This window comes from Lactococcus sp. bn62, assembly GCF_029492705.2.
GTDB lineage: Bacteria > Bacillota > Bacilli > Lactobacillales > Streptococcaceae > Lactococcus > Lactococcus petauri.
In genome coordinates, this window is the sequence record NZ_CP120417.1 from 1,915,128 (window position 1) to 1,940,818 (window position 25,691).

The window sequence follows — 25,691 nt, forward strand, 5'->3', positions numbered from 1 at the left end:
GCTAGCCGTGGGTCATAAGGGCGATTTTTCTCCTGGCGATAAGCATAAGCACTCTGCTCAAAATATAAGAGTCACTGTAGTGGTAAACTGCTTGAGAATCCCTACCTTCTTTTCCTGCAGGTGCGGAACCATAATTAAAAGTCCCTGACTGAAACTCCTTGCCTGCCTCCTTACTTTTAAAAACAAAATCCATATCTTGTACATCTCTAAAATCAAAGGCCCCATCTGTTTGGATATTTTGGAAAAAGGTCCGGGCAAATGCTTTGGTCGAGTCCGCAATCTTATCGATAAATACGAAAGTCCGAAAACTTACCTGTTGTTCCGTTTTCATCTTTTGCGCCAGATTATCCGCCGCATTGGCAAACTGATAACTGTATATATCTTTATTTCCATACTTTCCTGTATTTAATTTTTCACCTGTGGTTGGTGTCCGGTCACTGATGATGAAGATATTTTTTTGCCCCTCATCCTTGACTGCTTGCAAGAGCTGCTCTGCCTGCTTCAAACCACTGTGTAAGTTGGTCTTCCCTCGTGTTTCTATCTTTTCCAAAGCGGACAGCAGCTGTTTCTCATCGGGAGTAAAAGCTTGTAGCACGGTTGCCTCATCTCCAAAACTCACCAACGCAACCTGGTGCTCCTGCTTGGACGCACCCGACTCTTTTACAAACTTGCCAACTATATCTTTAGTCTGCTTAACGCTTCTTCCCCCCATACTTCTAGAGCTGTCCATCAGAAAAATGCTGTACTGCTTTTTTTTACTGTCATCGGGAGCTTCAAAGCTTATCTTTTGTCTTTGAGCTTCTGACAAACTGATACTTAAATCCAAATCTTTCACTTCTGTAGTAGATATGCGTGTATCAAAAAATATGGGGTGACACAGCACAAACAGCAACAAACATAATTTTTTTAACATCATTCACTCCTTTATTTATCCGTCTTAAGCACATACACCATCTGCCCGTTATTCTCTTTTTCCTCTACCTCTGTTTCAGGTGGAAGCGTAAAGGCTGGGCGGACATGGGCAGGGTAGACAACACCCCCGCCTGATAACATTCCCTCGTCATCAACTCCTTTAACTACTGTGGAGGCCGTCGCAAAAGCTGTACGGAGCCACCAGCTGTTAGGAGTAGAAGCCCCAGCTAAATAAGCTAATCTGTCCTCTTTCACACCCCCTTTTCGCTTAAAATACAGTAAGTTACAGTCATCTTCAAAACGAACTCTACCCTTGTAATTTCCTACATCAATATCCGAAAGTAAGAAAAGTTGCCGCTTTATTTTTTCTATATGCCCCCTTCCTGCATTTTCTTCTGAAGGTTTTATCCCCAGCTCTGTAGAAGGAATATTTTCTTGGACATCTTTAGACAAACGCTTGATAAAGTCTTTGTGCATAAAGGCATCTGGTATGCTATGCCCGTAATAAGCTTCCTCCCAGCCCTCTCGAAAAGACATGGGCGGATCTACAAGATGCTTTCGAAGCAATAAAACATTACCTTGTCCGATGTAATTTTTCGCAAGAACCAGATAAGGTACTAGCTTTCCATCTTCTTTGATGTGAACGGTGTAGCCTAAACGCTTGTCCTTGTCATAGGCTAAATCTCTTAATACTTGTGGCTCTTTTGCAGGAAGTAAATACACAAGTTTTTCTCTATTTACTAAAAGAGCTGTTACTGCGATACTAAAGAACAGAGAAAATACAATCAGAAATATTTTTTTATTGGTCATTTGGGTTCACTCCTTTATTTATCCGCCTTAAGCACATATATTGTCCGCTCGTCGTTCCCTTTTTCCTCCACCTCTGTTTCTGGTGGCAGTGTGAAGGCTGGACGGACATAAGAGATGTAAGCAACACCATTTCCTCCAAGCCTCCCTTTATAATTAACTACACTAGCTACTACAGAATCCGTCGCAAAAGCAGTACGGAGCCACCAACTGTAAGGAGTTGAATTCCCATCTGAATAAGCTAACCTGTCCTCTTTTACTCTACCTTTACGCTTAAAATAAAGTAAATTACGGTCATCCCCCATACGATGCTTGCCTCTATCATCTCCAACATCAACGTCCGAAAGCAAGAAAAGTTTCCGCTTTATTTTTTCTATATGCTTCATTCCTGCATGTTCTTCTGAAGGCTTTATCCCTAGCTCTGTGAGAGGAATATTTTCTTGCACATTTTTAGGAAAACGATTAATAAACTCTTTGTTCATAAAGGCATCAATCATACTATGCCCGTAATAAAATCTTTTCCAGCCTTCTTGAAAGGGCATGGGGGGATCCAGCAGATGCTTTCGAAGCAACAAGACATTGCCTTGATCAATATAATTTTTCGCGAGCACCAGATAGGGCACCAACTTTCCTTCTTCTTTGATGTGAATGGTGTAGCCCAAGCGTTTGTCCTTGTCATAGGCTAAATCTCTTAATACTTGTGGCTCTTTTGCGGGTAATAGATAAATAAAATCCTTTCTTTTCACAACTATAAATACAGCAATAAGTATTTGTAGCAAACTTAAGACTAAAAACATCATCATCTTTTTTTTACTTTTCAATCGTCTTTCTCCTTAAAAATCGTGATAAATCCTTCACTAACTAATACGAGAAAAAAACGAAATTAACACTAAAAAAAGCAAAGAAAAAGAACAAGAAGTTATCCTTGTTCTTTTAGTTTGCCGCGGCATTTGCCACAGGCATATTTTTTTATATCAATTTTACGTTGACGTTGATAAATCTGATGACAGCTTTGACACACATAAGTATGTTTAGCCTCTCTTATTGATGGAGCATAACGTAACCCCCCTACTTGAGCAAGTAAATCCTTGAACTCCCTGTCTTTATGCTTATAACCTCGTTGCTGGTCATAGAGATGGTAATGAACCAGCTCATGGAGAATAATACCATCAAACTCTGCTCGATTTGCCATTTTAGGGTTAAAATCCAAATGCATATCCTTAGGAAAAAAGCGGCCTCCCGTACTGCGTAGACGACTATTCCACTGGGCAGTATGCAGAAATGGACGCGCAAATTTCTCTACAGAAAGTTGACGCACATGGTCTGTTAATTCCTCATTGTTCACGTGGCTCAACCAAAGTTAAATTAATCTTACCGCGCTCTTGGTCAATGGATTTTACCCAAACGGTTACGATTTGTCCGACAGAAACAACTTCATGAGGATTTTTCACAAAGTTTTTGCTCAGGTCAGAAACGTGAATCAATCCGTCATTTTTAATACCAATATCCACAAAGGCACCAAAATCGACAACGTTACGCACTGCTCCTTCAAGTTTTTGGCCCACACGTAAATCGCTCGCGGAAAGAACATCTTGGCGTAAGATTGGTGCATCAAAATTATCACGTAAATCACGTCCTGGCTTTGTCAAATCAGCAATAATATCTGTCAATGTTTCGCGACCAACACCAAGTTTTTCTGACATTTCGGCAATATTTACTTTTTTCAAAATTGCTGCGGAATTCGCATCAAGATCTGCTATATTAAGTGTTTCAAGTAATTTTTCGACCACTTGATACGACTCTGGATGGACTCCAGTGTTATCAAGGAAATTCTTTGCTTCAGGAATACGAAGGAAGCCTGCTGCCTGCTCAAAAGCTTTCGCCCCTAAACGTGGAACTTTTTTCAACTGCGCACGGCTTTTGAGAGCTCCATTTTCCTCACGAAACTTCACGACATTGTTGGCTAAGGTTTTGTTAAAACCAGCAACATGTGAAAGTAGTGCTGGACTTGCTGTATTTACATTGACACCAACTTGGTTGACGACCGTTTCAACAACAAAGTCCAAGTTTTCGGTAAGTTTCTTCTCTGCAACATCATGTTGATATTGTCCTACACCAATAGCTTTCGGTTCTATTTTCACCAACTCAGCCAAAGGATCTTGCAACCTTCTTGCAATGGAAATAGCCGAACGCTTTTCTACCGTCAGGTCCGGAAACTCTTCACGCGCCAACTCCGAAGCCGAGTAAACAGAAGCCCCAGATTCACTCACGATAACATAAAAGACATCAGAAAGACTGTTTTCTTTTAAGACTTCGGCAACAAAAGTTTCCGATTCACGACTGGCTGTTCCATTACCAATAGCTATCATATCGACCTTATATTTAGAGATTAGTGCTGCTAACTCCTTTTTCGCTTGGGCAATTTGACTCGCATTAGCAGGTTTTACGGGATAGATAACTGTCGTCGACAAAAGTTTACCTGTTGCATCAACAATGGCGAGCTTTGCTCCTGTACGATACGCGGGGTCAAAACCCATCACTGTACGCCCTTTAAGCGGTGCCACCAAGAGTAGGTTTTTCAAATTTTCACCAAATACTTCGATGGCTGCATCTTCAGCTTTTTCTGTTAATTCACCCCGTACTGCACGTTCCATCGCTGGAAGCAGCTTTTTCTTCACTGCTTCTTTTATGGCTAAACTCATATATTTGTTGTTTCGCGCAGCAAAACGATTTTCAAAAAAGCGTAAAATCTTATCTTCATTATGTTCAAATTTTACAGAAAGAACGCCCATCTTTTCACCACGATTCAAAGCAAGCACACGGTGGTTTGGAAGTTCAGAGATTTTCTCTGCAAATTCATAATATATTTGAAAGACTTTTTTCTCATCGAGGCTTTGCTCTTTCAGACGACTTTCTAAGAGGCTATTTTGTTTCACTTCGCTCAATAGCCAGCTCCGCAATTTAGCATCCTCAGAGATTGCCTCTGCCAGGATATCCATGGCCCCTTGAAGCGCTTTTGCTACTGTGGCGAAAGTTTCATTCGTATATTTCTCTGCTTCTTCTTCAAGACTTGGTGTATTTTTAACAATGAGTTGTGCAAGCGGGAAAAGACCGTTTTCTTTCGCCACTGTGGCTTTTGTACGACGTTTTTCTTTATAAGGAAGATAAAGGTCTTCAACTTCGGACAGCTTCTCAGCCGCTGCTATTTGAGCCTTAAGCGCATCCGTTAATTTGCCTTGCTCCTCAATCTTGGACAGCACTGCTGTTTTTCGATCCTTAAGTTTTGTTAGGCTATCATTTTCGTCAATAATTTTTTTGATTTCAACTTCATCTAAGCTACCCGTAACTTCTTTTCGATAACGGGCAATAAAAGGTACTGTGTTACCTTCTGCTGTCAGTTCAAGTACTTTTTGAACTTGTGAACTTTTAATATTTAGTAATTCAGCTATTTTTTGCGTATTTTCCATTCTTCCATTTTACCATATTATCACCATTTTCAATTCATGTGATTTCGATGTTTATTTGCTAAAATAGCTCTAGTAAAAAATTAGAAAGTGGAAGAAATGGAATATTTAGAATTAGCCCAAACACGCCATGCCGTCAAAAAGTTTGATAGGAAAAAAGTTCCTCTTGAAGAGATAAAAGGCATTATTAAAACTGCTCGTTTAGCCCCTTCAGGAATTAATATACAAAGTTGGCACTTTGTCGTTATTGATTCAGCTGAAGCCAAAGCCGCACTTTTAAAAGAAGTCAATCCTTCAAATCACGAACAGATTGAAACAGCAGGTGGCTTGATCATGATTTTTGCGGACAGTCAATATGCCGATCGCCTTAAACTTATTAGCGAGCGTGGCAGTGAAGAACTTTCAAGCCTTGACATTGAACGCTTTACTCAACGCTATCAAGCTTATGTCAATAGTTTTGATGCTGAATATCTCAATACCTATATGTCTATGACAACTGGCCTTGTCACAATGAACTTGCTCTATGCCATCTATGATAAAGGTTATAAGGCCAATGTTGTCCTTGGCTATAAACGCACAGAAAAAATCAATGAGATTCTCAACGTCGATAAAAAATACCGTCCAGAACTCATCATCCCTTTTGGAACTTCTGAGGAAACTGGCCAACCAAGCTTTCGTTTGGGGCTTGAGGATATTATGGAAATTCGGTGATAAAAAATCTGCATTTAAGCAGATTTTTTATTTTATCTCATAAAGCTAAAGTATCTTGGAATCTTTCCTAAATCTCACTTTCAAAAAATTTTTCTATTATATCTTGTCGAACACAAATATAACTCTTGTTTTCCCGATTAGGATATGTTCGATTACTCAGCACAACTAAAGCACGCATCTGTAAAAGATCTAAACATATCACACCTCCCGTAAAACCTGTATGATAGAGCTGCCCAGCACTACGAGAAAGCCAGCCTAGTGTCCGTCCCGAAACCTCAAATGTCTGTAAAGTCGTTAACAGCTCATCAGATAAAATATCCCCTGAAAAAACTGCTCTAACAAAAGTTTCTAAATCTCCAATCGTGCTGAAAAGTCCCGCATGACCTGCTTCTTTTTCCCAGAGATAGGCTTTCCCATCGTGAACAATACCTTTAATCTTACCTCGAGATAGCGTAATCTCTGTCGGTACAGCAGAACTTTCATCTGGAAAATAGGTCGTCTATACCATACCCAAAGGCTCAAAAACATGAGTGCGAAAACTCTCTTCAAGTCCACAACCGTCTATTTTTTCAATGATTTCTCCCAGGAGTAAATAACCAATGTCGGAGTAAATCGTGTGCCTTTCATTAGGCAAAGGGAGGTTAATTTTCTTCAAAAAGTTCCAAAAGAATTCCTGTGAAAAATCTGTTTTATCTGTAAAGTCAGCAGGAAAGCCTGCACGGTGCAAGAGAAGGTCTTCGATTGTTAATTTCAACTCTTCAAGCATAGGAAAAAACACGCCGATCGAATCTGAAAGAGATATTTCTTCGCGGTCTATAAGTTGAAGTATGCGCGTTGTTGTTCCGACAACTTTAGTCAGGCTAGCCAAGTCATAAAGGGACGATGAGGTGACTTTCTCAACATAATCTATTGTCCCACCATATACAGTTTGACTGTGTTGGTTTTCCATATAAAAAGCCGCAAAGCCAGGTGTATCTTCCCGAACTACTGCGGCTTCCAATATTTTAAAAATATCATTTGCTTTCTCGGATAACATTGGCGATATTTCCATCTTTTTCCTCAAGTAATTTTTTAGCTTCATCGCTTGAAATACTTAACTCCAGCATCAGAATTGCGACATTCACACGTTCTCCAGATTCATAAAAGACTTTTTCAGCTTCTTCAAAACTAACACCTGTTGCTTGAGAAACGATACGAATACCACGATTCACTAACTTCTCATTTGTCGCTTGGACGTTAATCATCAAATTCTGGTAAACCTTACCTGTCCTAACCATAATTCCTGAAGAAATCATATTTAACACCATCTTCTGTGCAGTGCCTGACTTCATCCGTGTTGACCCTGTGATAACTTCAGGACCAACAGCAACATCTATCCCCACATCAGCTACTGTAGCCATTTCACTGTTTGGATTTGCAGATACTGAAATCGTCAGTGCGCCCACTTTTTTGCCATATTCCAACGCTGCCAAAACATAGGGTGTCCGGCCACTTGCAGATAACCCAATCAATATATCTTGAGGCGTTAGCTCAACTGCTTTTATATCAGCCAATCCTAGTTCACGAGAGTCTTCGGCACCTTCAATGGCCTTGTAAACTGCTTCGTCCCCTCCTGCGATAATTCCAAAAGCTCGTGTTGCGGGAACACTGTAAGTTGGTGTTAATTCAACACCATCCAAAAGTCCTAACCGGCCACTCGTTCCTGCCCCTATATAAATGATACGCCCGCCTGTCGCAAAACGTTCAGCAGCACGATCAATAGCTTGAGCAATTTCAGGTAATACAGTTGAAATCCCTGCTGCTACTTTCGCATCTTCATTGTTCATGATTTTAACCATTTCTAAAGTCGAAACTTGGTCTAAATTCATGGAATTCGGATTACGTCCTTCTGTAGATAAACTCTCAATTTTATTCAATTTTTTCTCACTTCATTTAATTTTTTTTATATTTTCAGCCGTTTTCTTCATACGCTTCGTCAATTTCGGTCCAATCATCTCTTCAATAACACCTAGATATAATACTGTGGCCACTTGAAAGGATGACTCAAAAGAAGCAATTGCGCCCACCCGTAACAGGTGCTCTGTTGTAGGTATCGCAATAACACCGCTCACACGTTTACTTATTTCATTAGACTGATTTTTAGTGACAATATAAGATTGAGCACCGCGTTCACGTGCAATATCCAAAGCAGCTAGAACTTCTTTTGTCTCTCCTGAATAAGAAAAACTTAAAACAACGTCTTGCTCATTGAGGTAAGCCAAATTTTCCATCACCATATGCCCATCCCAACTGTGCAAAGCCAGAAAACCAGCCCGGTTAAATTTGTGAGCCAAATCATAAGCAATAACTCCTGATGAACCTACACCAATAAGATAAATTCTCCTCGCTTTTTTCAAAGCAGAAATAGCCTCTTGTATCACTTTTTCATCTAGAAAATTAGCTGTATCCGAAACTGTCGTGGAGAGCATAACAGCAACCTTATCAATAATTGTTGATAAATCATCATTCTTTTGAACGATGGGATCAATCTCTATGATATCGTTTGAAGCTATAGCATTAGAACTTTGCGCCATTGCAATTCTAAATGTATCCAAGCCTTCATAACCGAATTTACGAACAAATCTTGTAATCGCGGAAGCGGATGTATCCGACTGTGCTGCAATTTCAGCAATGCTCATCGTCAGAACATCAGGATGTCGCAAAAAAGTATCCGCCACCCTTTTTTGACTTTGGTTGAGCGCTTCATAATTTTGCTTGATTTCCATTCTGATATTCATAAATATTTCCTTTTTCTATTTATCATCAATCATACTCATAATGGAGGCATCACTTTCACCTGGTACCATACGAGCAGTAATTTTTGTTCCATTTTCTGTTAGTTCCTTGAGCTGTTCTATATCTTGGGGAGATAAAAAGACAGATTTTTTTACCTGAACAGAGTCTTCGCCTTGTTTCGAGATATTTCCCACATTAAATTCGTCCAGTAGTCCAGCATCAACTAAAGCTTTCATATCTCCAATTGTTTTTGTCAAAACAAAAACACGTTCATCACCAAAGCGATTTTCCTTAAAATTCACAATTGCACGGCGAATACTTGACACAGTTAACTTTTTCCCCGCTGGTTTTGCCAACTGCAATGCACCGAGAACCATCTCATCATTCCATGCACTATCATTTACTACATAGAGTCGTTCAGCATTCACTACATTTGACCAAACGGCAGCAACTTGACCATGAATCAAACGCTCATCTACTCTTGCATGTATAATCATTTTACTATTTCCCCATTCTTCTTTCAATTAAAATTCTACTAGTTAAAGAGGTTACCAACAGCATTTAACATAGGCTGTAAATTTCCTAAAATCATACCCAAAGCAATCAGGACAAAAATCAAGCGTGTAGAGTTCATCTTCTTTTTACCTAGAAGCCAGTAGCTAAGTCCGACAATTGCAAGTGGCACAAGCCCTGGTAGAATTTTATCCAACATTTCTTGCACATTCATTGTTACTTCGCCCTTTTTATAGGAAAGTTCAAGTTTATAGGTAATCACAGAAGGAATTAAGCCCCCTACCACGGTCAAACCAAGGATAGCTGCTGCATCAGTCAAGACTTTCATTTGTGATGCAAAACCAACAGCAATTTTTTTACCTTGTGCATAACCAATCTGAAGGAATTTCCAGCGAACGACGAGTACAGCTAATCCAATAATCAAAGGAATAATTAAGCTAACAACTTGTCCTGCTTGAGCTAAGTAAGCCGCCATTGAGAAGACAACAGCACGGTAAATAGCAATAAAAAGCGTATCCCCGACACCAGCAAATGGTCCCATTAAACCCGTTTTAAGACCGATAACTGCTTCTTCATCTGTTTCATTGAGTTCTTCTTCCATAGCTATGTTCGCCCCAATAATCAGATGACTCATGGCTGGTGTTGTATTAAAGAACCCAATATGTGTTTTCAAGGCTTTAGCCATTTTTTCTTTATTGTTACCATAAAGGCGACGTAAAGCCGGCATAATTGTGTAGGCATAGCCTAAATCTTGCATACTTTCGTAATTCCACCCCCATTGGAAACCAAAGAGATTGCGAATGTAAACTTTTTTTAAATCTTTTTTTGTGATTTCTGGTTTATTATATTGTTCAGTCATTGAAGTTAACCTCCTCATCTACGTAGAGATTTTCTGATAAATCTGTTCCCGTAGCTGTAGCAGCTACAGGTTGTGGTGCTGCAGCTTCTTTCACTTTATTTTGTTGATTAATTACCGCGATACCAGCAAGTGCAAGTCCAATAAGGGCGACTCCAAGTACTGAAAAAGTCTCAGAAAAGTAAGCCATTAAGGCAAAACCGATGATAAAATAAGACCAATATTTTTTAATCGGGAGATAGTGAAGCAAAATTGCAATACCCATAGCAGGAAGGATTGCTCCTGCCGCTTTTAGTCCATTCATTACCCAAACAGGTATTGCTTCATTAATAAGATTAACGACATGATCACCGAAATAAAGACCAATAAATACTGGAATCATCCGTGATAATGTCCACGAAAATATTCCAAATACGTTGCTCATTTCCACACCACGAGCATTGCCGACTTCAGCAAATTTGGCTGCTCGCTTTTGCCAGAATAAATTAACCATACGACCCAAAATATCCATTTGTGTGAGCAAAAGTCCAATCGGAATAGCGATACCAATGCCGTATTCTACACCTTTACCTGAAAGAATGGCATAGGCTGTTCCCATAATAGCTCCGCTTAAAAAATCAGGAACAGTAGCCCCACCATAAGTTGCGACTCCAAGTGTCATCAACTGTAGCGTTGCACCGACCAGAAGTCCTGTTGTAAGATCTCCCATAACAACCCCTGTAAATGCAGCTGCAAAAAGTGGCGTGTAAGGACCGATTTAAATAGAAATCTGATCTAGTACACCAATGGCTGTATAGACCAGAAGAACAATGATGATTCCAATGGAAAGTGTATCCATATTTCCTCCTCCGCCTTCTTTTGAAAGCGTTTTTATATTTTAGATAATCCTATTGTAGCGAAAACGAAAATATTTGTCAATTATTTTAAAATAAAACACCAAACGAAATTAATTTTCGTTTGGTGTTTTTTTATGTTATACTGTTCGTATGAATATTTTACAATTTTTTGTCTATCCTTTTATCATTATCATAGCAAATGTGATTGGAGCAATCAGTGGCATGGGTGGTGGATTAATCATCAAACCCCTGCTGTCCCTACTTGGATTTCACTCACTGCCTGAAATCGTATTTTATTCTAGCGTGGCTGTCCTTGTTATGGCACTTTCTTCAACAGCGCGCCAAATTAAAAACGGCATCAAAATTAACGCTCGAAATGTTACTTTTTTGTCTATCGGTTCCGTGTTAGGCGGAATGCTCGGACAGCGGGTTTTGCAATTTTCTTTTAAAATTATTGGAAATGAAAATACAGGTCAACTCCAAGCTTTCCTACTAATTATTTTATTATCTGGCGTTTTACTCTTAGGACGATTAAACATTCAGTTTAATAAACAACTCAATACTCTTTATTTCTTATGTGGACTGTCTCTTGGAACCATATCTGTATTTCTAGGAATTGGGGGAGGTCCTTTCAATGTCGCTCTTCTTTTACTGATTTTCCCTCTAAAAATCAAAGAAGCAACGACCTACTCTATCGTTTCTATTTTGTTCTCACAAGTTTCAAATTTAGCTACAACTTTAATTTTTTCGAATGTATTTGCATATGATTTAAACATCTTATGGGTAATCATTCCTGCTGCATTTATTGGAGGACATCTTGGCGCATTACTTAGTGGAAAACTTAGTGATCGGAGTATTAACAGACTCTTTAATATCGTAGTTATCATGATAATGCTTATTACTCTAATACCAGTATTGTTTTAATAGCTCTATCAATTTCAGTATAATTAGGAATACTATTTCATAGCTAGACTAATTTAATTTTTCCTTTCCATATCAGTTCGATAAAAACACTGACAAACAGTGTTTTTTATTTTCATTAAGTATAACTGAACCTAAAGTTTATGAAGTAAATCTTAAACAAAAAAACTCTAAGTCAATCTGACTTAGAGTTATAACTCGTGTGAAACGAGATTACATCATTTTGTTGTAGAATTCGACGATAAGTGCTTCGTTGATTTCTGTGTTGATTTCATCGCGTTCTGGAAGACGAACGAGTGAACCTTCAAGTTTATCAGCATCGAATGATACGAAGTTTGGACGTCCTTTAGTTGCTTCAACAGCTTCAAGGATTGCAGGAACTTTCATAGATTTTTCACGAACTGAAATAACTTGACCAGGTGCTACGCGGTATGATGGAATATCAACGCGTTTACCATCAACGAGGATGTGACCGTGGTTTACGAATTGACGTGCTTGACGACGTGTAGTTGCAAGACCAAGACGGAATACAACGTTATCCAAACGTTGTTCAAGCAAAGTCATGAAGTTGAAACCAAGAGTTCCTTCTTTAACACGTGTAGCTGCTACAAACAAGTTACGGAATTGACGTTCAGAAACACCGTAAGTGAAACGGAGTTTTTGTTTTTCAGCCAATTGCAAACCGTATTCAGAAAGTTTTGAACGGTTGTTAGGGCCGTGTTGACCAGGTACGTAGTTACGACGTGCAAGTTCTTTACCAGAACCTGTAAGTGAGATGCCGAGACGGCGTGATTGTTTCCAAGATGGACCAGTATAACGTGACATGTTAATGTCTCCTTCAAATTTTTTTGAAGAATATTGACAGCCTCGAATTCGTGCATTTCACTTTCGCCTTACAGCTTCGGTTACTTCGTAACAAGGGAAATGTTGACGAGTTTTCTAGCTGACTGCTATATTCAACTTTACTATTTTAGCAAAATTATTAAAAACTGTCAACATGACAAGTGAATCAGTACGTGTCTATATTTTTCGTGCTCAAAAAAATATCAAAGTTTCTCTAACTAGAACAGAAAAAGACTGAAATCTGCTTTCCCCCTCGCAAATTTCAGCCTTGATTTTTTACTTCTTTTGGTGTAAAATAATCAAAGTTGATTATCGCAAGTCCGATTTGCTTTAATCACATGCCTCGAGTTGCCCGCTCGGGGCTTTTTTCTTGATTTATTCTATACCCTAATTATACTAAAGTGCACACAAAAATGCAACCTTTTTAAGCAAAAAGGCTGTTTTTTATTACTTTTTTCTCTTTATGGATCGCTTAAAAATACCTTGCTCGTCCCGATTTATTGGCTTGCTTCACCTGTCTAATTCCAGATGAGCGCTCTCCTCTTTTTAAAAATTGTTGGACACTTAAACAATCTAAATCTTTATATTTTGCATACTTTTCTCGCCAGTCTCCAAAGAAAAGATCATGAAGTTTACCTTCCGCTTTATCAAGAATCATTTGTCCCATGATAAGTGCACCCTCCACGGACCAATGTCGTGCTTGTTTTTTCATACGATATGACAGTTTCGTATGGTTACTTTCCATGATACCAATACCGGCAGAAGACAAACCACGGCTTTCTGGAGATTTCGTATAGGCAAAATTTCTTAATAACTTTCGAGAAAATGTCACAAAACTTTCCCCAAAGGATTCCTCTTTTTCAGGAATAAGTGCAGAGGCTCTATTCAATATCTCTTTTACGGCTTTCTTATCATGTTGTGCGATAGCCTGAAAAAGCCCTTCCTCAAAAGTTAAAGGAAAAGGTTTCATCATTTTTGAAATTTCTTTTCGAAGATGGTATTTGTCCCAAAAATGAACATGTTGGCAAGAAAAGGTTTTAGCGATTTCATCAAACACATAAGGAGTATAGCCATGTCCCATATCTGAATTGGTAATGAGGAGTGTATCCTTTGTGATTTCATAATGATTGTACAGATAATCCATCACTTTTTCTCTGGCCGCTTTATTGCTGGTTGACCATATTTCATGGTGATGAACCGTTTTCTGACGCTTCCCATATTCTTTTTCAAGTCCCTCATGGATAAGAAAGTGTGAAAAATCTGTTTTCTTTTTCTTATCATTGGCTTCTGGGGTACTTAAAAGAAGACCGTCACCTTCTATATAAAGTACTTTAACCTCCTTCTTGATAAATTCTTCTTCGTCAAAAAAGCGATAATCTTCACGTTCTTTATAAAGTTGAGTCGCTAGTTTACGAGCCTTACACACCGTATCTTTACTGATATCCAGCTGAAGAAGTTCTTTGAAATGCGCAGCGGCTTTTCTACACGTTAAATCAACAGCTGTAACAGCTATTTTGTAAAGGAGTTCTTTAGAGTATCGGCTATAAGGCTCTAAACCAAGATATTCATCCACAGGATAACGGCGTTTTCCTTTTTTAACATAGCACCTTCTCACAAGGACAACTTCTCCAAAAGTGAACATGACACGCCGCTCTGCCGTTTCCTTATAAAACCAACCTTCTTTTTCTAATAGAGCCCCCTGTTCACGATCAACTTGTTTCATCTTTTTGATAAACTTTTGAATATACAGTTCTCTTATTTCTATTTGAAAAGTTTCTTCGCTAAATGACATTGTAATTCTCATTTCTAAAAATAATATCCCTATTATTATAGGCAGGAGATTTTTTTCATCAAAAAAATTTTTGTTTCGCTTTTAATTTTTCATCTCTTCTTATAAGTTTTTATTTTTGTTAGTGTTTTTATTTTAGTAAAGGACAGATTTCCGACCGCTGGAAAACCCGAAGAGCGGAATTTCAGTCCTTCGGGTACCGAAAAACGGATTTCCGTTCTTCGGACAACAAAAAAGCAAAGTGCAGATTTTTGACCCACACTTTGCTTTTTTATCATCAAATACAAATTATTCCAATAGTACACTTTTCAATTTCATTCTGCGATAGCTTTGGGGAATAAATTGGCGTATCTCGTCGTCATTAAATCCTATCATTAATCTATGCGTATCAAAAATAAGGGGAAGTCGTAATTGGAGCTATACTATAAAAGTGGACAGAAAATTGTGTGTTATAATCTGTCTATTAAGACACAAAAATGAAAGGACTTTTATGTCAGGTTTTAAACGTTACGACGAGGAATTTAAGCAATCTCTCGTTAATCTCTACCAAACAGGTAAAACTCAATCCGAACTCTGTAAAGACTATGGTGTCTCCCCTTCTGCACTTGCAAAATGGATCAACCAGTACTCTCAAGTTCGTCTTGAAGATAATACGGTCTTGACTGCTAAACAGATTCAAGAATTACAAAAAAGGAATGCCCAACTCGAAGAAGAAAATCTTATCTTAAAAAAAGCAAGTGCCATATTCATGCAAAACTCCAAGTGAGATTAAAAGCAGTCTATAGACTCCGATTTGAACACACGACAGTTATGCTCTGTCGTGTTTTACATGTCAATCGTTCCACCTACTATAACTTCATAAACAAGAAGCCCTCAAAACGTGAAATAGAAAATCAACGCTTGAGAAAATTACTCCTTGAGATTTATATGAAAGCCAAGAAAAGAATTGGAACGAGAGCTTTTAAAATTATTCTCCTGCGTGATTATGGCGTTAATATTTCTGAGGGGCGTATCTTAAGACTTCTCAAGTCTATGACACTCCCTAAAATGTCAACGATTAAACCTAGAGTTAAATCAAAACACTCTCCTGCATTTTCTTCTGATAATCTCCTTAAACAAGAATTTAATCCTAAGTCCCCGAATCAAGTATGGACAACTGATTTCACTTATATTTCTATAGGACATAGACGGCATGTTTATCTCTGCGCCATCCTTGACCTCTACTCTAGAAAATGTATTGCTTGGAAAGTAAGTGACAGGATTGATGCTAAACTTGCCTGTGACACATTAGGGATGGCTATAAATAAGAGGAAGCCTAAGGAACCAATCATTTTTCATTCGGATCAAGGTAGCCAATTTAAATCAGCTTCCTTTAGAAAAATATTAGATGAGCATCAATTGCTTGCTTCTTACTCCAAACCTGGATATCCTTATGATAATGCTGTCACTGAGGCCTTTTTCAAGTACCTCAAACAACGGGAAATAAACAGAAGAACTTATCACTCCATTCAAGAAGTTCAACTCTCTTGCTTTGAATACATCGAACAGTTTTATAACAACTATAATCCTCATTCCGCAAACAATGGTTTAACTCCAAATCAGAAAGAAGAAAACTATTTTAAGAAAATATAGCTCATTTTGTGTCTAAATATTTGACATTAGTCCAAGTTATCTTCACTTATTTTTTTAGGCACTTCACTATTAAAGGTGATATTGGAGGCTTGATACATAATCCTTGCTAAATCTAGGTGTATTACGACTAACATCATCAGAAAAATAAGTTTTATCGCTGTTGGCAATATGTTGATAAATAACTTTTCTCCTTTATTTTTACTCTCTTTTTTTCTCCGACCTAACTTTTCCACGACATAAACCAGCATCATCAACCAAATATAACTAAAGGATAGGAGTAGTCCAACATTTATCATAAAATTAACACAATAGATGCGTGAAATGCTTCCTAATAAATAGGTAAGTAAAGCAATGGATACAAAAATACAAGTTGCATACCCCTTGCCGATAAAGTTATTTATACTCGCTACGATAGAATAGCCATTTTGTCGTAAAATATGAATTTTTTTATGAACTGAAAAAATCCAAAAACTCAACATCACCGTAAAAAAGGTTATGCCAATCTTTAAATAGCTTGAAATATTGTAAATGTCCCTACCCGATGATAATTCATAACTTTCACTTTTTTCAAAATCTGCAAAATCTTTGTAAGTATAGTTCTCATCAAAAGCTTTGTTATAAGTATTTTTAATCTGCTCTACCGTATCTTTATATTTGTTTTTATCCTCTGTTTTTATAAAAACTTGCCACTCAAATTCATTTTTATTTTTTAAATTATCTATACCGTCTATAGTTAAGACTGATTTACTCAATGGAGGGCTGTACACGCTTTTTTGATGCGTCTGAGGTATATACAAGGTTATCTCTGCTTTTTCTAGGAACTTAAAATTGATCCCTTCTTTGATAAAGTACCCTTGGTCTACAACTTTATAGAGTGTAAATAATCCCTCCTGTTTTGAAATTTTTTCTATAATATCAATCGCGCTGTCGTTCTCTTTTTTATTCGTTATTTTTTTAGGTTTTTTTACAGGAGAATAACTATCCGTATATCTAAAAAAGTCTGTCACTTTATCTCTTGAATATTGCTCTACCTGAAAAATAAACATTCCAAATAAAATGCTGAGTAGAAGAATAGCAAGATTAAATTTTAAAATTCTTTTTTTCAAAAAAGCCTCATTTCAGTTAGTACTTTTATTCTCAAGGTCTGTTTTCTACTATTTTTTGATCTGTTCTGCAATGTTGACTTCACATCCTCCTATTCACAATAAATTTTATTCATGGCACACTATTATCCGTAAAAAAATATGAAATATAACAAAAAAAATCAAAAAAACTTTTTAACTGCTACTTCTAGAATTGCAATACTTCTTGATATCTCCTATTTGCTTTATTCTATATAGCACGCCCTGATACTAGAGTGACAATATTAATACCAAATCAAAGCAAAACAAAAAATAGACTCTAAAGAATCTATTCTTTAACTCACTAACTCCAACCACAATACAGGCTCAGTTTTCATTTCCAACAAAAAAACTCATCTACGAAAGATGAGTTAGGGTTAGTCGGTAATCGGGAAGACAGGATTCGAACCTGCGACACCTTGGTCCCAAACCAAGTACTCTACCAAGCTGAGCTACTTCCCGAAGGTATGAAAATTTTTTACAATAATAAAACGGGCAAGCCCGAATTAATTATTATGCACCCGGCAGGATTCGAACCTGCAACCGCCTGATTCGTAGTCAGGTACTCTATCCAGTTGAGCCACGGGTGCGTTTTTTAACTACTTGATTATTATAGCAAATCAAATTTGCGAATGCAAGAATAAACTCATAATTAAACAAAAAAAACCGAAATTATTCAGTTTTTTTATTCTAAAAGTAGCTGTGCGAATTAACGACTAAAGGTATTCCATGACAGTAAGAGAGCAGCCAATATAAAAATACTCAGTAATAAAATAAAATCATTTTTCGACCATTTGAGCTGACGATATTTACTGCGCCCATCGCCTCCTTGATAGCCTCGTGACTCCATGGCAACTGCTAAATCTTCTGCACGGCGGAAGCTCGAAACAAAGAGCGGAATCAATATCGGGATAATCGAGCGGACTTTTTGCAAGAGATTCCCTTCACCAAAATCCATACCTCTTGCCTTTTGGGCATTCATAATCATGGTTGTATCGTCCATCAATGTTGGAATAAAGCGAAGTGAAATCGAAAGCATAAGTCCTAATTCATGTACCGGTACCTTGATTTTCTTCAAAGGTGCTAAACCAGTTTCAATACCATCTGCCAAGGTTAGCGGCGGCGTGGTCAATGTGAGTACTGTTGACATAAAGATAATTAACACAAAGCGGAAGAAAATATAGAGTGCGTTAATTAAGCTCTCTGTTGATATTTTCAATATCCAAAATTGAAAAATAATATGTTCTCCAGGTGTAAACAGCATCTGAAAAATAACTGTAAATAAAATCAAGCCAATCATCGGTCTTAGACCTTTAAGGAAATAAGAAATAGAAATTCCTGATAAAAGGACACCAGCAAAAGTGTAAAGAATTAAGAGTAAATAGCCTAACCAGTCATGTGCAAAGAAAATCACGATAACAAAAATAAACATGACTAAAAGTTTGCTTCGAGGATCCAGACGATGAATCAGCGAATTTCCAGGGATGTAACGTCCCATAAGCATATTTTGCATTCTACTTTTTCGCCTCCTTCAGCATTTGAATCAACTCTTGACGTTTGATAGGCAAGCGGTCAAAGACCACACCTCGCTGCTCTAACTTGACAGCAAATTCTGTTGTTTTAGGTACACCAAGCTCATGCTGCATCAAAAATTCAACATTTTGAAAAACGTCTTGAGGACTACCTGATGAAATAACACGTCCTTTTTCTAAGAGATATACCTTGTCTGCATATTCGGCCACGTCATCCATATTATGTGTGACCAAAACAACTGTCTGTCCTTCTTGATGCAGGTGACTAAAGAGCTCCATCATCTCGATACGGGCTTTGGGATCCAATCCAGCAGTGGGTTCATCAAGAACTAAAACTTTAGGTTCCATTGCTAAAATTCCCGCAATGGCAACACGGCGCATTTGTCCACCTGATAATTCAAAAGGCGATTTTTCAAAGTTTTTTTCTGCTAGACCGACAAGCTCGAGCTTTTCACGCGCAATTTTAAGCGCCTCTTCTTGCGAAACACCAAAGTTTTGTGGACCAAAAGCAACATCTTTCAAAACCGTTTCTTCAAAAAGCTGACTTTCTGGAAACTGGAAAACAACCCCCACCTTTTTACGTGCTGGCTTGATTTCTTTTTGTTTACTGCTGGCCTGAATGACAATATCATCAATATTGACCTTACCTTCTGTAGGTTGCAACAGGCCATTAAGATGTTGTAATAGTGTTGATTTCCCTGAACCTGTATGGCCAATAAGGGCAGTATAACTTCCTTCTGCCACCTCTAAATTGATGTCAAAGAGCGCTCGACTCGCAAAGGGAGTATTCGGTTGGTAAGTGAAATTTACCTTATCAAATTTAATCATTTTCTCAGTCTTTCTGCTAAGAGTTCTGCCAGTTCTTCTTCATTTAAATATTTTTCTGGCAAGTTAAAGTCCGCTCGTAAATCCTCGGCTAAGTTCGATGTGAAAGGCATATCTAAACCAATATTAATCATATCCTCACCAGAACCAAAAAGTTCCTCTGGCTTGGCGGATTTGATAATTTTACCCGCACGCATGACCAATACACGATCAGACAGGGTAGCTTCATCAAGGTCATGAGTAATCGAGAGCACTGTAAGATTATATTCTGCCTTAATTTCACGGATAACGCGCATGATTTCAGCACGTCCTGTCGGATCAAGCATGGAAGTTGCCTCATCAAGAATAATAATTTCTGGACGCAATGCGATAATCCCTGCAATAGCAACACGCTGTTTTTGTCCACCAGATAATCGTGCAGGTTCCTTGCCTTTAAACTCTAGCAGATTGACTTGTTTTAAAGCCTGGTCCACACGCAAAATCATCTCTTCACGAGGAATACCCTGATTTTCCATTCCAAATGCGACGTCGTCCTCAACAGTTGCTCCAACAAATTGATTGTCAGGGTTTTGGAAAACCATTCCTATTTTTTGACGAAGTGCCCAAACGTTCTCCGAACTTAAAATTTGTCCGTCAATTTTTATATTTCCAGATACATTTTCAAGTAAACCGTCAATAGCACGAGCTGTGGTTGACTTTCCTGAACCATTTTGACCAATGATAGAAACCCACTCTCCTGCTTGGACAGCAAAAGATACCCCATCTAAAGTGGGCGCTTCTTGATCTTCTTCATATTTGAAAGTTAGATTTTCTACTTCGAGGATTTTATTCATAAAACTAATTATACCAAATGACTTGCATTTTCGCTATCTCTCATTTTTGCAAAAAAGCCCTGATGTCAGGGCTTAAACATTTTTGCAAAATCAACTTCCTCTTCAGTAACTTTGAAGTCCTTCAGAGCCGATTTTAAGGCAAGATTTTTTGCTTTCTTGGGTAGCTGGTACTTTTCTTCAGAATTGTTCGTAGAAGGATTAGCCAACTTTTGTTGCGGACTTTTTTTTCTTGGCATTTTTGGCTTCATAGTTTTTTCGGACAACTTTATTTCCGGAAAGGCAAGCTTAAGCTTTTCAATAATCTTTTCTACACCGAAATTACTGCCTATCCAGAAAGGTGTATCACTCGCTTTTGCTGCTTCTTTTGCAAATCGAACTGAAGCATGAGCGACATTGAGGTTCCGAATCATCACAAAGTCAGCTTGCGCCACTAATTGGTCAATTTCGGAACGCCTAGGTTTTTTCTTGTCAAAACCGAGAAAGCCAATTTCTACAGCTGCTAGTCCTTCACGTAAGTCATGCCAATAGCCTGATTCACAAATTACTAACACAGTTTTCATATTAGCTTTTCCTTATGAATTTGTTCTACAGCTGCTTTACCGTCATTAAGTTTTTCCCAGATGACTACTCGATGCTCAGCGAGGGATTTTTTCACATCAATAATTCGTTGATTTGAAGAGCCTCTAAATTGGAGCAATAAGTTTTTCTTACTGAGTTTAAAGCGACCGTCAACAAGTATATCAATATTTCGCAAAAGCTCAAGTTTGGTTTCATCCTCTTGTAGAAGCTCTTCCCAAGTATAACCCGTCCAAGACCAAATATCCTTTTCAGGAAGTTCTGCGCGTATACGTTTGACCAGCGGTAAAGCAACGCCAGTATTGAGGAAAGGCTCACCACCAAGTAATGTCAATCCCTGAACATAAGACTGGCTCAAGTCAGCCATGATTCTTTCTTCTAATTCTTTTGTATATGGACTACCGTAACGGAAATTCCAAGTTGCTTGATTATAGCATCCTTCGCAGTGGAATTTACAGCCGGATAAGTAAAGCGAGCAACGTACACCTTCACCATCAACAAAATTGAAAGGCTTATAATCTGAAACATAGCCCTGTTCCAAATCCGCAGCAAGCCACTCTTGTGGTTTTGGATTATTCATCTGCCATTACTCCTATCTCTATTTTATCTAAAATTTCACAATTCATCCTCTTAATCACAATGAAGAGGATATCATGCAGACAAGCCTGATAAAGCTTGACATTCCTCATTAGACCCTTTAGGGCAATGAGAGTAGCGTATCAAAAAATGAGCAATTTCTTCCGAAACTACTCATTCTATTATACTACTTTTTAGACTAAATCATTTGATTTTTTTTGCTCACGACGCGCAATAAATGGAAGGAGCATCCCTAAAAGAATCAAGACAACTGGTGTCAAAATGTTCGAAGTCAATTGGAACCACCAAGCCGAAGGGTCGGCAGCAAAATCTACTTTTGGTACCATACCAAGGACACATGCTACTAAAGTGAACAAGAAACACCAGATACCAGCAAACATCGCCAAGCGTTTTTGCTTGATAAATTTGTATTCAGAAGTAAAGTGTTTAATCGCACGATTAAGCATGATAAAGGCGAAGAATACCCACATGTAGCGCATTGGCATCACCACTGAGTTTAAGTTTGTCAGCCATTTGACCAATTCGTTCATGTTTCCTATTCCAAGCAAAGGCATCAAAATAACGATACTTACCAAAATTCCTGTCAATACGAAACCATTGATCAGTGTTCCTTTGGCAGTCGTTTTACGTAGCCAAGCTGGAACAAATTGTGCATCTGCATCCGCAAGCAAAATACGCAATGGCGCATCTATTGAAAAGGCAAGCGCAGCAATTTGACCGATACCTTGTGTAAAGGCATAAACATACATCAGGCTATTGCCAATACCATAGTGTTCGCCAAGCATTTGAAAGGCAGCATAGGCACCATTGGCCATGAGGTCATCAGGCAAGTTACCACTTGTAAAGAGCATACCCATCGCAACTGAGCCAAGAACGGCACAGACACCGACCATTGCAGCAAGCATAAACATTGCTTTTGGAAACTCACGTGCAGGACTCTTCATTTGGTTGACATAAGGTGAAATTTTTTCTGCCCCACCAACCGCAAAGACTAGCATAGAGATTGTTGTGAAGTAACTGAAGTCAAATTTAGGGATATACGTGTTGATATTTCCCATATCTGGTGTTGCGATTGCAAAGTCTTTTGCAATAAAAGGAACGCTGACAGCCATCACGATAAAGAGCAAGCTCATGACAAACATTGCTGTTCCTGCAAGTCCCCCAATAACTTTAAGCGTGTTTAAACCTTTTGTTGCAAGCCAGAGGAAGAGAAGGAAAATAATCAATGAAATGATGGCAACCATCGGAACAGACATCAAACTTACAAGCTGTCCATCTCCACGACCAATCCAACCAAAGGCAATCAAAATTGCTTGAGGTTTTTGGGCCAGATAAGGGATATGCACAACCCAATATGTCCAGGCTGCATAGTAGGCAAGACGTTTTGTTGAAGTTTGTTCAACCCACGAACTTACGCCTCCTTTACTGTCTTTAAAAGTTGAGCCTAACTGCCCAACAATAAGTGCATAAGGTACAAAGTAAAGCGCCAAAATCAAAATCCATGAGGTAACAACTGTGATCCCTTGCTGGGCGAAGTTATTGACCACATTTCCCATGCCCCAAACCATGTTGAAGGCGATAAATGCGACGGTAAACCATCTAATTTTTTTAGTGTCCATATTACTCCTTAAAATTTTTTATCACTCTGCGGACAAGACAAAGTAATTTTTTACGCGCCTTTTACAAATGTAAAAAAGCGGTTGCATTAAAATTATAAAATAAAACTTAAACACTGTCAATATTATTCTTGAATTTTCACTAAAATTTTAAATTTGTCCCTGCTTTTTTATCTTTTCATAAAAAAAAATGAATCCTAAGATTCACTTTTTACTTTATTTTACAAACTTGCTCTTTGCATGATCTACAGCTTCACTGTCAATGCTCTCGCCATCTTCAAGAACACCTACAGAGCCATTCATATGTTTGACACGCGCTGATATTTCTTTATGACGGCCATGAACCATAGGGCGAGCTTGAGGGTTACCTAGGTACCCACATGTTCGTTTTACCACATCACATGTTTGTGGGTTAGCATTGTCACATTGGGGACATTTAAAGCCACGCTCAGTCGCAGTAAAGTCTCCTTCGAAACCACACTCATAACAATGGTCAATCGGTGCATTTGTTCCCAAATAGCCGATACGATCATAAGCAAAGTCCCAAACGGCTTCAAGTGCACGAGGATTTTGTTGAATCATTGGATATTCCGCATAGTGGATAAAACCTCCGTTGGCATAAACGGGATAATCTTTTTCAAATTCCAATTTTTCAAATGGAGTTGGATTTTTACGCACATCATAATGGAAGCTGTTCGTATAGTAATCTTTATCGGTGATATCCGCAACAGAACCAAATTTCTCCTTATCCATACGACAGAAACGGTCTGTCAGACTTTCACTTGGTGTAGAGTAAACAGAGAAATGATAACCGGTTTCTTTACTCCAGTCTTTACAATCTTGGTTCATACGTTTTACGATTTCCAAAGTAAAGTCTTTTGCTTCCTTGTTATTTTCCCACGTTGGTCCATAGAAACTTGTTGCAACTTCATAAAGGCCGATATAGCCAAGGGAAACTGTTGCACGTTCATTTTTATAAAGCTCATCGACTGAATCTTCAGCTTTCAAGCGACCCAAGGCCCCATTCATAAAGAGTATAGGGGCATTTTTGGGTTGGGCTTCTTTTGTACGGTTAACACGGAAAACCAAAGCATCCTTAGCAATGGCAATGCGTTCATTAAAAATTTCCCAGAACTTTTCTTTATCGCCTGCCGCTTCAAGTGCAATACGTGGAAGGTTTACCGTTACTACTCCGAGGTTATTACGGCCCGCAGTTACTTCGTTGCCCTTTTCATCTTTCCAACCATGAAGGAAGCTACGGCATCCCATACTTGCTTTAAATGAACCTGTTAACTCGACAATCTTGTCATAAGACAAGATATCTGGATACATACGCTTTGTGGCACACTCTAGTGCCAAGTTTTTAATGTCATAGTTTGGCGTACCGACTTCAAGATTCAAACCACGCTTCAAGGTGAAAATTAATTTAGGGAAAATAGCTGTACGATGCTCTTTTCCTAAACCTCCGATACGGACTTTCAGGATAGCTTTTTGGATTTCACGTGCATACCAGTCTTCTCCTAAACCAAAACCAACTGTAACAAAAGGTGTTTGCCCATTTGAAGTAAAAAGCGTATTGATTTCATATTCCAAAGATTGCATCGCATCATAGATATCTTTTTTAGTTTTTGCTTGAGCATAGGCTTCACGTTTTTCCGGTTGCTCAATCCACTCTTCCGCATCTTTTAAATGCTTCGCATAGTTTAATTTTGCATAAGGTGCTAAAATTTCATCAGCACGGTCAAATGAACAGCCGCCGTATTGTGAGCTAGCTACATTTGCAATAATTTGTGAAGCTTGAGCAGTTGCTGTTTGAATGGACTTAGGTGAATCTACTTGAGCATTCCCTAATTTAAAGCCATTTTCAAACATATTTTTAAAGTCAATCAAACAACAATTTGACATCGTTGTGAAGGGAGAATAATCTAAGTCATGATAATGAATTTCCCCTTTTTGGTGGGCATTCGCTACATGAGGAGGGAGCATCTTTAAACCAATGGCTTTAGAAACAGCACCTGCAGTTAAATCACGCTGTGTATTGAAAACATCGCTATCCTTGTTGGCATTCTCATTGACAACCGTTTGGTCCTTGTTGATCAATTTTTCGATGGTAAAGTTAATGTCTGTTGCCTTACTTCTTTCAAGATCACGTTGTGTGCGATAAGTTGTGTAAACTTCCGCCCACTTTGTTTCACCAAGTTCCATCAACAGATGTTCCACAATACTTTGAATTTCATAAATCTTAACATTATCCGTAAAACGTGTGAATATTTCGTGCACTACACGATCGCAGATTTCTGCTATACGCTCCTCTGAAGCCGGAGGTACTATTTCGTCCCCAGCTTTTTGCAACGCCTCAAAAATTTTGCTGCTGTCAAACTTTACGGAGCGACCATCACGCTTAATCACACTGATTTCTCGATCTGTTACAACAGTGCTTTCCTCAACCATTTTCATTGTTTCGTTCCCCCATTTTTTAATTCCTTGTGCTTCTATTCTATCAAATAAATTTTCCTTTTTCCACTATATCTA

21 protein-coding genes, 2 tRNA genes and 3 pseudogenes are annotated in these 25,691 nt (G+C 38.3%); 3 read left to right on the forward strand and 23 right to left on the reverse strand.

Annotated features, from left to right (window positions below; translation table 11 throughout):
* Position 1: 1 nt before the first annotated feature.
* The 5 genes from P3G65_RS09960 to P3G65_RS09980 form a co-directional block, all read right to left on the reverse strand.
* Positions 2-916: a VWA domain-containing protein gene (locus P3G65_RS09960; protein WP_284071173.1), complete on the reverse strand. Its 915-nt coding sequence runs from the start codon at positions 914-916 to the stop codon at positions 2-4.
* 8 nt (positions 917-924) lie between these two features.
* Positions 925-1,722 carry a DUF6273 domain-containing protein gene (locus P3G65_RS09965; RefSeq protein ID WP_019293654.1) on the reverse strand — a complete coding sequence of 266 codons (798 nt, stop codon included), beginning with the start codon at positions 1,720-1,722 and terminating at the stop codon, positions 925-927.
* A 14-nt stretch (positions 1,723-1,736) separates the two neighbouring features.
* Positions 1,737-2,540, reverse strand: coding sequence for a DUF6273 domain-containing protein (locus P3G65_RS09970; RefSeq protein ID WP_019291814.1), 804 nt, complete (start codon positions 2,538-2,540; stop codon positions 1,737-1,739).
* 98 nt (positions 2,541-2,638) lie between these two features.
* A complete protein-coding gene (locus P3G65_RS09975; RefSeq protein ID WP_019291815.1) occupies positions 2,639-3,073 on the reverse strand; it encodes a SprT family protein in 435 nt (144 codons plus the stop codon).
* Complete coding sequence (locus P3G65_RS09980; protein ID WP_019291816.1) at positions 3,054-5,186, reverse strand: Tex family protein; 2,133 nt, start codon at positions 5,184-5,186, stop codon at positions 3,054-3,056. The genes P3G65_RS09975 and P3G65_RS09980 overlap by 20 nt, the downstream gene beginning before the upstream one ends.
* Positions 5,187-5,282: 96 nt before the next feature.
* Between P3G65_RS09980 and P3G65_RS09985 the strand changes: the two genes are divergently transcribed.
* A complete protein-coding gene (locus tag P3G65_RS09985; RefSeq protein ID WP_019291817.1) occupies positions 5,283-5,894 on the forward strand; it encodes a nitroreductase family protein in 612 nt (203 codons plus the stop codon).
* Between the two features lie 67 nt (positions 5,895-5,961).
* On the opposite strand, the pseudogene P3G65_RS09990 reads toward P3G65_RS09985, so the two are convergent.
* From P3G65_RS09990 to P3G65_RS10015, 6 genes and pseudogenes are all read right to left on the reverse strand, one after another.
* Positions 5,962-6,975, reverse strand: a pseudogene (locus P3G65_RS09990) (serine hydrolase domain-containing protein).
* Complete coding sequence (gene murQ, locus P3G65_RS09995) at positions 6,908-7,762, reverse strand: N-acetylmuramic acid 6-phosphate etherase (RefSeq protein ID WP_050810933.1); 855 nt, start codon at positions 7,760-7,762, stop codon at positions 6,908-6,910. The pseudogene P3G65_RS09990 and the gene murQ overlap by 68 nt, the downstream one beginning before the upstream one ends.
* A gap of 60 nt (positions 7,763-7,822) precedes the next feature.
* Positions 7,823-8,671, reverse strand: a complete 849-nt coding sequence (locus tag P3G65_RS10000; protein WP_019291820.1) for a MurR/RpiR family transcriptional regulator — start codon at positions 8,669-8,671, stop codon at positions 7,823-7,825.
* Between the two features lie 15 nt (positions 8,672-8,686).
* Positions 8,687-9,166: a PTS sugar transporter subunit IIB gene (locus tag P3G65_RS10005; protein ID WP_019291821.1), complete on the reverse strand. Its 480-nt coding sequence runs from the start codon at positions 9,164-9,166 to the stop codon at positions 8,687-8,689.
* Positions 9,167-9,204: 38 nt separating this feature from the next.
* Positions 9,205-10,041, reverse strand: a complete 837-nt coding sequence (locus tag P3G65_RS10010) for a PTS system mannose/fructose/sorbose family transporter subunit IID (RefSeq protein ID WP_284071174.1) — start codon at positions 10,039-10,041, stop codon at positions 9,205-9,207.
* Positions 10,034-10,876, reverse strand: a pseudogene (locus P3G65_RS10015) (PTS mannose/fructose/sorbose/N-acetylgalactosamine transporter subunit IIC). The gene P3G65_RS10010 and the pseudogene P3G65_RS10015 overlap by 8 nt, the downstream one beginning before the upstream one ends.
* 148 nt (positions 10,877-11,024) lie before the next feature.
* Between P3G65_RS10015 and P3G65_RS10020 the strand changes: the two are divergent.
* Complete coding sequence (locus tag P3G65_RS10020) at positions 11,025-11,798, forward strand: sulfite exporter TauE/SafE family protein (RefSeq protein ID WP_195917757.1); 774 nt, start codon at positions 11,025-11,027, stop codon at positions 11,796-11,798.
* Between the two features lie 210 nt (positions 11,799-12,008).
* On the opposite strand, the gene rpsD is transcribed toward P3G65_RS10020, so the two are convergent.
* Both rpsD and P3G65_RS10030 read right to left on the reverse strand, forming a co-directional pair.
* Entirely contained in the window at positions 12,009-12,620 is a 612-nt protein-coding gene (gene rpsD, locus P3G65_RS10025) for a 30S ribosomal protein S4 (protein ID WP_003133217.1), read from the reverse strand.
* A 490-nt stretch (positions 12,621-13,110) separates the two neighbouring features.
* Positions 13,111-14,430, reverse strand: a complete 1,320-nt coding sequence (locus P3G65_RS10030) for an ISLre2 family transposase (protein WP_019292475.1) — start codon at positions 14,428-14,430, stop codon at positions 13,111-13,113.
* A 487-nt stretch (positions 14,431-14,917) separates the two neighbouring features.
* Between P3G65_RS10030 and P3G65_RS10040 the strand changes: the two are divergent.
* Positions 14,918-16,075: pseudogene (locus tag P3G65_RS10040) on the forward strand (IS3 family transposase).
* 10 nt (positions 16,076-16,085) lie between these two features.
* On the opposite strand, the gene P3G65_RS10045 reads toward P3G65_RS10040, so the two are convergent.
* The 10 genes from P3G65_RS10045 to nrdD all read right to left on the reverse strand — a co-directional run bounded on the left by P3G65_RS10045 (position 16,086) and on the right by nrdD (position 25,616).
* Entirely contained in the window at positions 16,086-17,165 is a 1,080-nt protein-coding gene (locus P3G65_RS10045; RefSeq protein ID WP_230318249.1) for a hypothetical protein, read from the reverse strand.
* A gap of 403 nt (positions 17,166-17,568) precedes the next feature.
* Positions 17,569-17,642, reverse strand: a tRNA-Pro gene (locus P3G65_RS10050).
* 54 nt (positions 17,643-17,696) lie between these two features.
* Positions 17,697-17,770 (reverse strand) — tRNA-Arg (locus P3G65_RS10055).
* A gap of 119 nt (positions 17,771-17,889) precedes the next feature.
* Positions 17,890-18,693: an energy-coupling factor transporter transmembrane protein EcfT gene (locus P3G65_RS10060; protein ID WP_019292582.1), complete on the reverse strand. Its 804-nt coding sequence runs from the start codon at positions 18,691-18,693 to the stop codon at positions 17,890-17,892.
* Position 18,694: 1 nt separating this feature from the next.
* The gene (locus tag P3G65_RS10065; RefSeq protein WP_019292583.1) at positions 18,695-19,540 is read right to left on the reverse strand and encodes an energy-coupling factor ABC transporter ATP-binding protein; all 846 of its coding nucleotides are present in this window, start codon (positions 19,538-19,540) and stop codon (positions 18,695-18,697) included.
* Complete coding sequence (locus P3G65_RS10070; protein ID WP_195917775.1) at positions 19,537-20,370, reverse strand: energy-coupling factor ABC transporter ATP-binding protein; 834 nt, start codon at positions 20,368-20,370, stop codon at positions 19,537-19,539. Before P3G65_RS10070 ends, P3G65_RS10065 begins: the two co-directional genes overlap by 4 nt.
* 65 nt (positions 20,371-20,435) lie before the next feature.
* The gene (locus tag P3G65_RS10075) at positions 20,436-20,930 is read right to left on the reverse strand and encodes a DUF2325 domain-containing protein (RefSeq protein ID WP_019292585.1); all 495 of its coding nucleotides are present in this window, start codon (positions 20,928-20,930) and stop codon (positions 20,436-20,438) included.
* Positions 20,927-21,526: an anaerobic ribonucleoside-triphosphate reductase activating protein gene (gene nrdG / locus P3G65_RS10080; RefSeq protein ID WP_019292586.1), complete on the reverse strand. Its 600-nt coding sequence runs from the start codon at positions 21,524-21,526 to the stop codon at positions 20,927-20,929. Before nrdG ends, P3G65_RS10075 begins: the two co-directional genes overlap by 4 nt.
* A 190-nt stretch (positions 21,527-21,716) precedes the next feature.
* A complete protein-coding gene (locus tag P3G65_RS10085) occupies positions 21,717-23,162 on the reverse strand; it encodes an APC family permease (protein ID WP_019292588.1) in 1,446 nt (481 codons plus the stop codon).
* Between the two features lie 213 nt (positions 23,163-23,375).
* Positions 23,376-25,616 (reverse strand): anaerobic ribonucleoside-triphosphate reductase, encoded by a 2,241-nt coding sequence (nrdD, locus tag P3G65_RS10090; RefSeq protein ID WP_019292589.1) that lies wholly within the window; start codon positions 25,614-25,616, stop codon positions 23,376-23,378.
* Positions 25,617-25,691 lie beyond the last annotated feature (75 nt).

Bases quoted from the DNA above. Each gene is read 5' to 3' on its own strand.
- nrdD (WP_019292589.1), bottom strand. From the start codon at position 25,616: ATGAAAATGGTTGAGGAAAGCACTGTTGTAACAGATCGAGAAATCAGT.
- P3G65_RS09985 (WP_019291817.1), top strand. From the start codon at position 5,283: ATGGAATATTTAGAATTAGCCCAAACACGCCATGCCGTCAAAAAGTTT.
- P3G65_RS10010 (WP_284071174.1), bottom strand. From the start codon at position 10,041: ATGACTGAACAATATAATAAACCAGAAATCACAAAAAAAGATTTAAAA.
- P3G65_RS10030 (WP_019292475.1), bottom strand. From the start codon at position 14,430: ATGTCATTTAGCGAAGAAACTTTTCAAATAGAAATAAGAGAACTGTAT.
- P3G65_RS10005 (WP_019291821.1), bottom strand. From the start codon at position 9,166: ATGATTATACATGCAAGAGTAGATGAGCGTTTGATTCATGGTCAAGTT.
- P3G65_RS10000 (WP_019291820.1), bottom strand. From the start codon at position 8,671: ATGAATATCAGAATGGAAATCAAGCAAAATTATGAAGCGCTCAACCAA.
- nrdG (WP_019292586.1), bottom strand. From the start codon at position 21,526: ATGAATAATCCAAAACCACAAGAGTGGCTTGCTGCGGATTTGGAACAG.
- P3G65_RS10065 (WP_019292583.1), bottom strand. From the start codon at position 19,540: ATGATTAAATTTGATAAGGTAAATTTCACTTACCAACCGAATACTCCC.
- P3G65_RS09960 (WP_284071173.1), bottom strand. From the start codon at position 916: ATGATGTTAAAAAAATTATGTTTGTTGCTGTTTGTGCTGTGTCACCCC.
- P3G65_RS10070 (WP_195917775.1), bottom strand. From the start codon at position 20,370: ATGAATAAAATCCTCGAAGTAGAAAATCTAACTTTCAAATATGAAGAA.
- P3G65_RS09980 (WP_019291816.1), bottom strand. From the start codon at position 5,186: ATGGAAAATACGCAAAAAATAGCTGAATTACTAAATATTAAAAGTTCA.
- P3G65_RS10085 (WP_019292588.1), bottom strand. From the start codon at position 23,162: ATGGACACTAAAAAAATTAGATGGTTTACCGTCGCATTTATCGCCTTC.
- P3G65_RS10020 (WP_195917757.1), top strand. From the start codon at position 11,025: ATGAATATTTTACAATTTTTTGTCTATCCTTTTATCATTATCATAGCA.
- P3G65_RS10060 (WP_019292582.1), bottom strand. From the start codon at position 18,693: ATGCAAAATATGCTTATGGGACGTTACATCCCTGGAAATTCGCTGATT.
- P3G65_RS10075 (WP_019292585.1), bottom strand. From the start codon at position 20,930: ATGAAAACTGTGTTAGTAATTTGTGAATCAGGCTATTGGCATGACTTA.
- P3G65_RS09965 (WP_019293654.1), bottom strand. From the start codon at position 1,722: ATGACCAATAAAAAAATATTTCTGATTGTATTTTCTCTGTTCTTTAGT.
- rpsD (WP_003133217.1), bottom strand. From the start codon at position 12,620: ATGTCACGTTATACTGGTCCATCTTGGAAACAATCACGCCGTCTCGGC.
- murQ (WP_050810933.1), bottom strand. From the start codon at position 7,762: ATGAATTTAGACCAAGTTTCGACTTTAGAAATGGTTAAAATCATGAAC.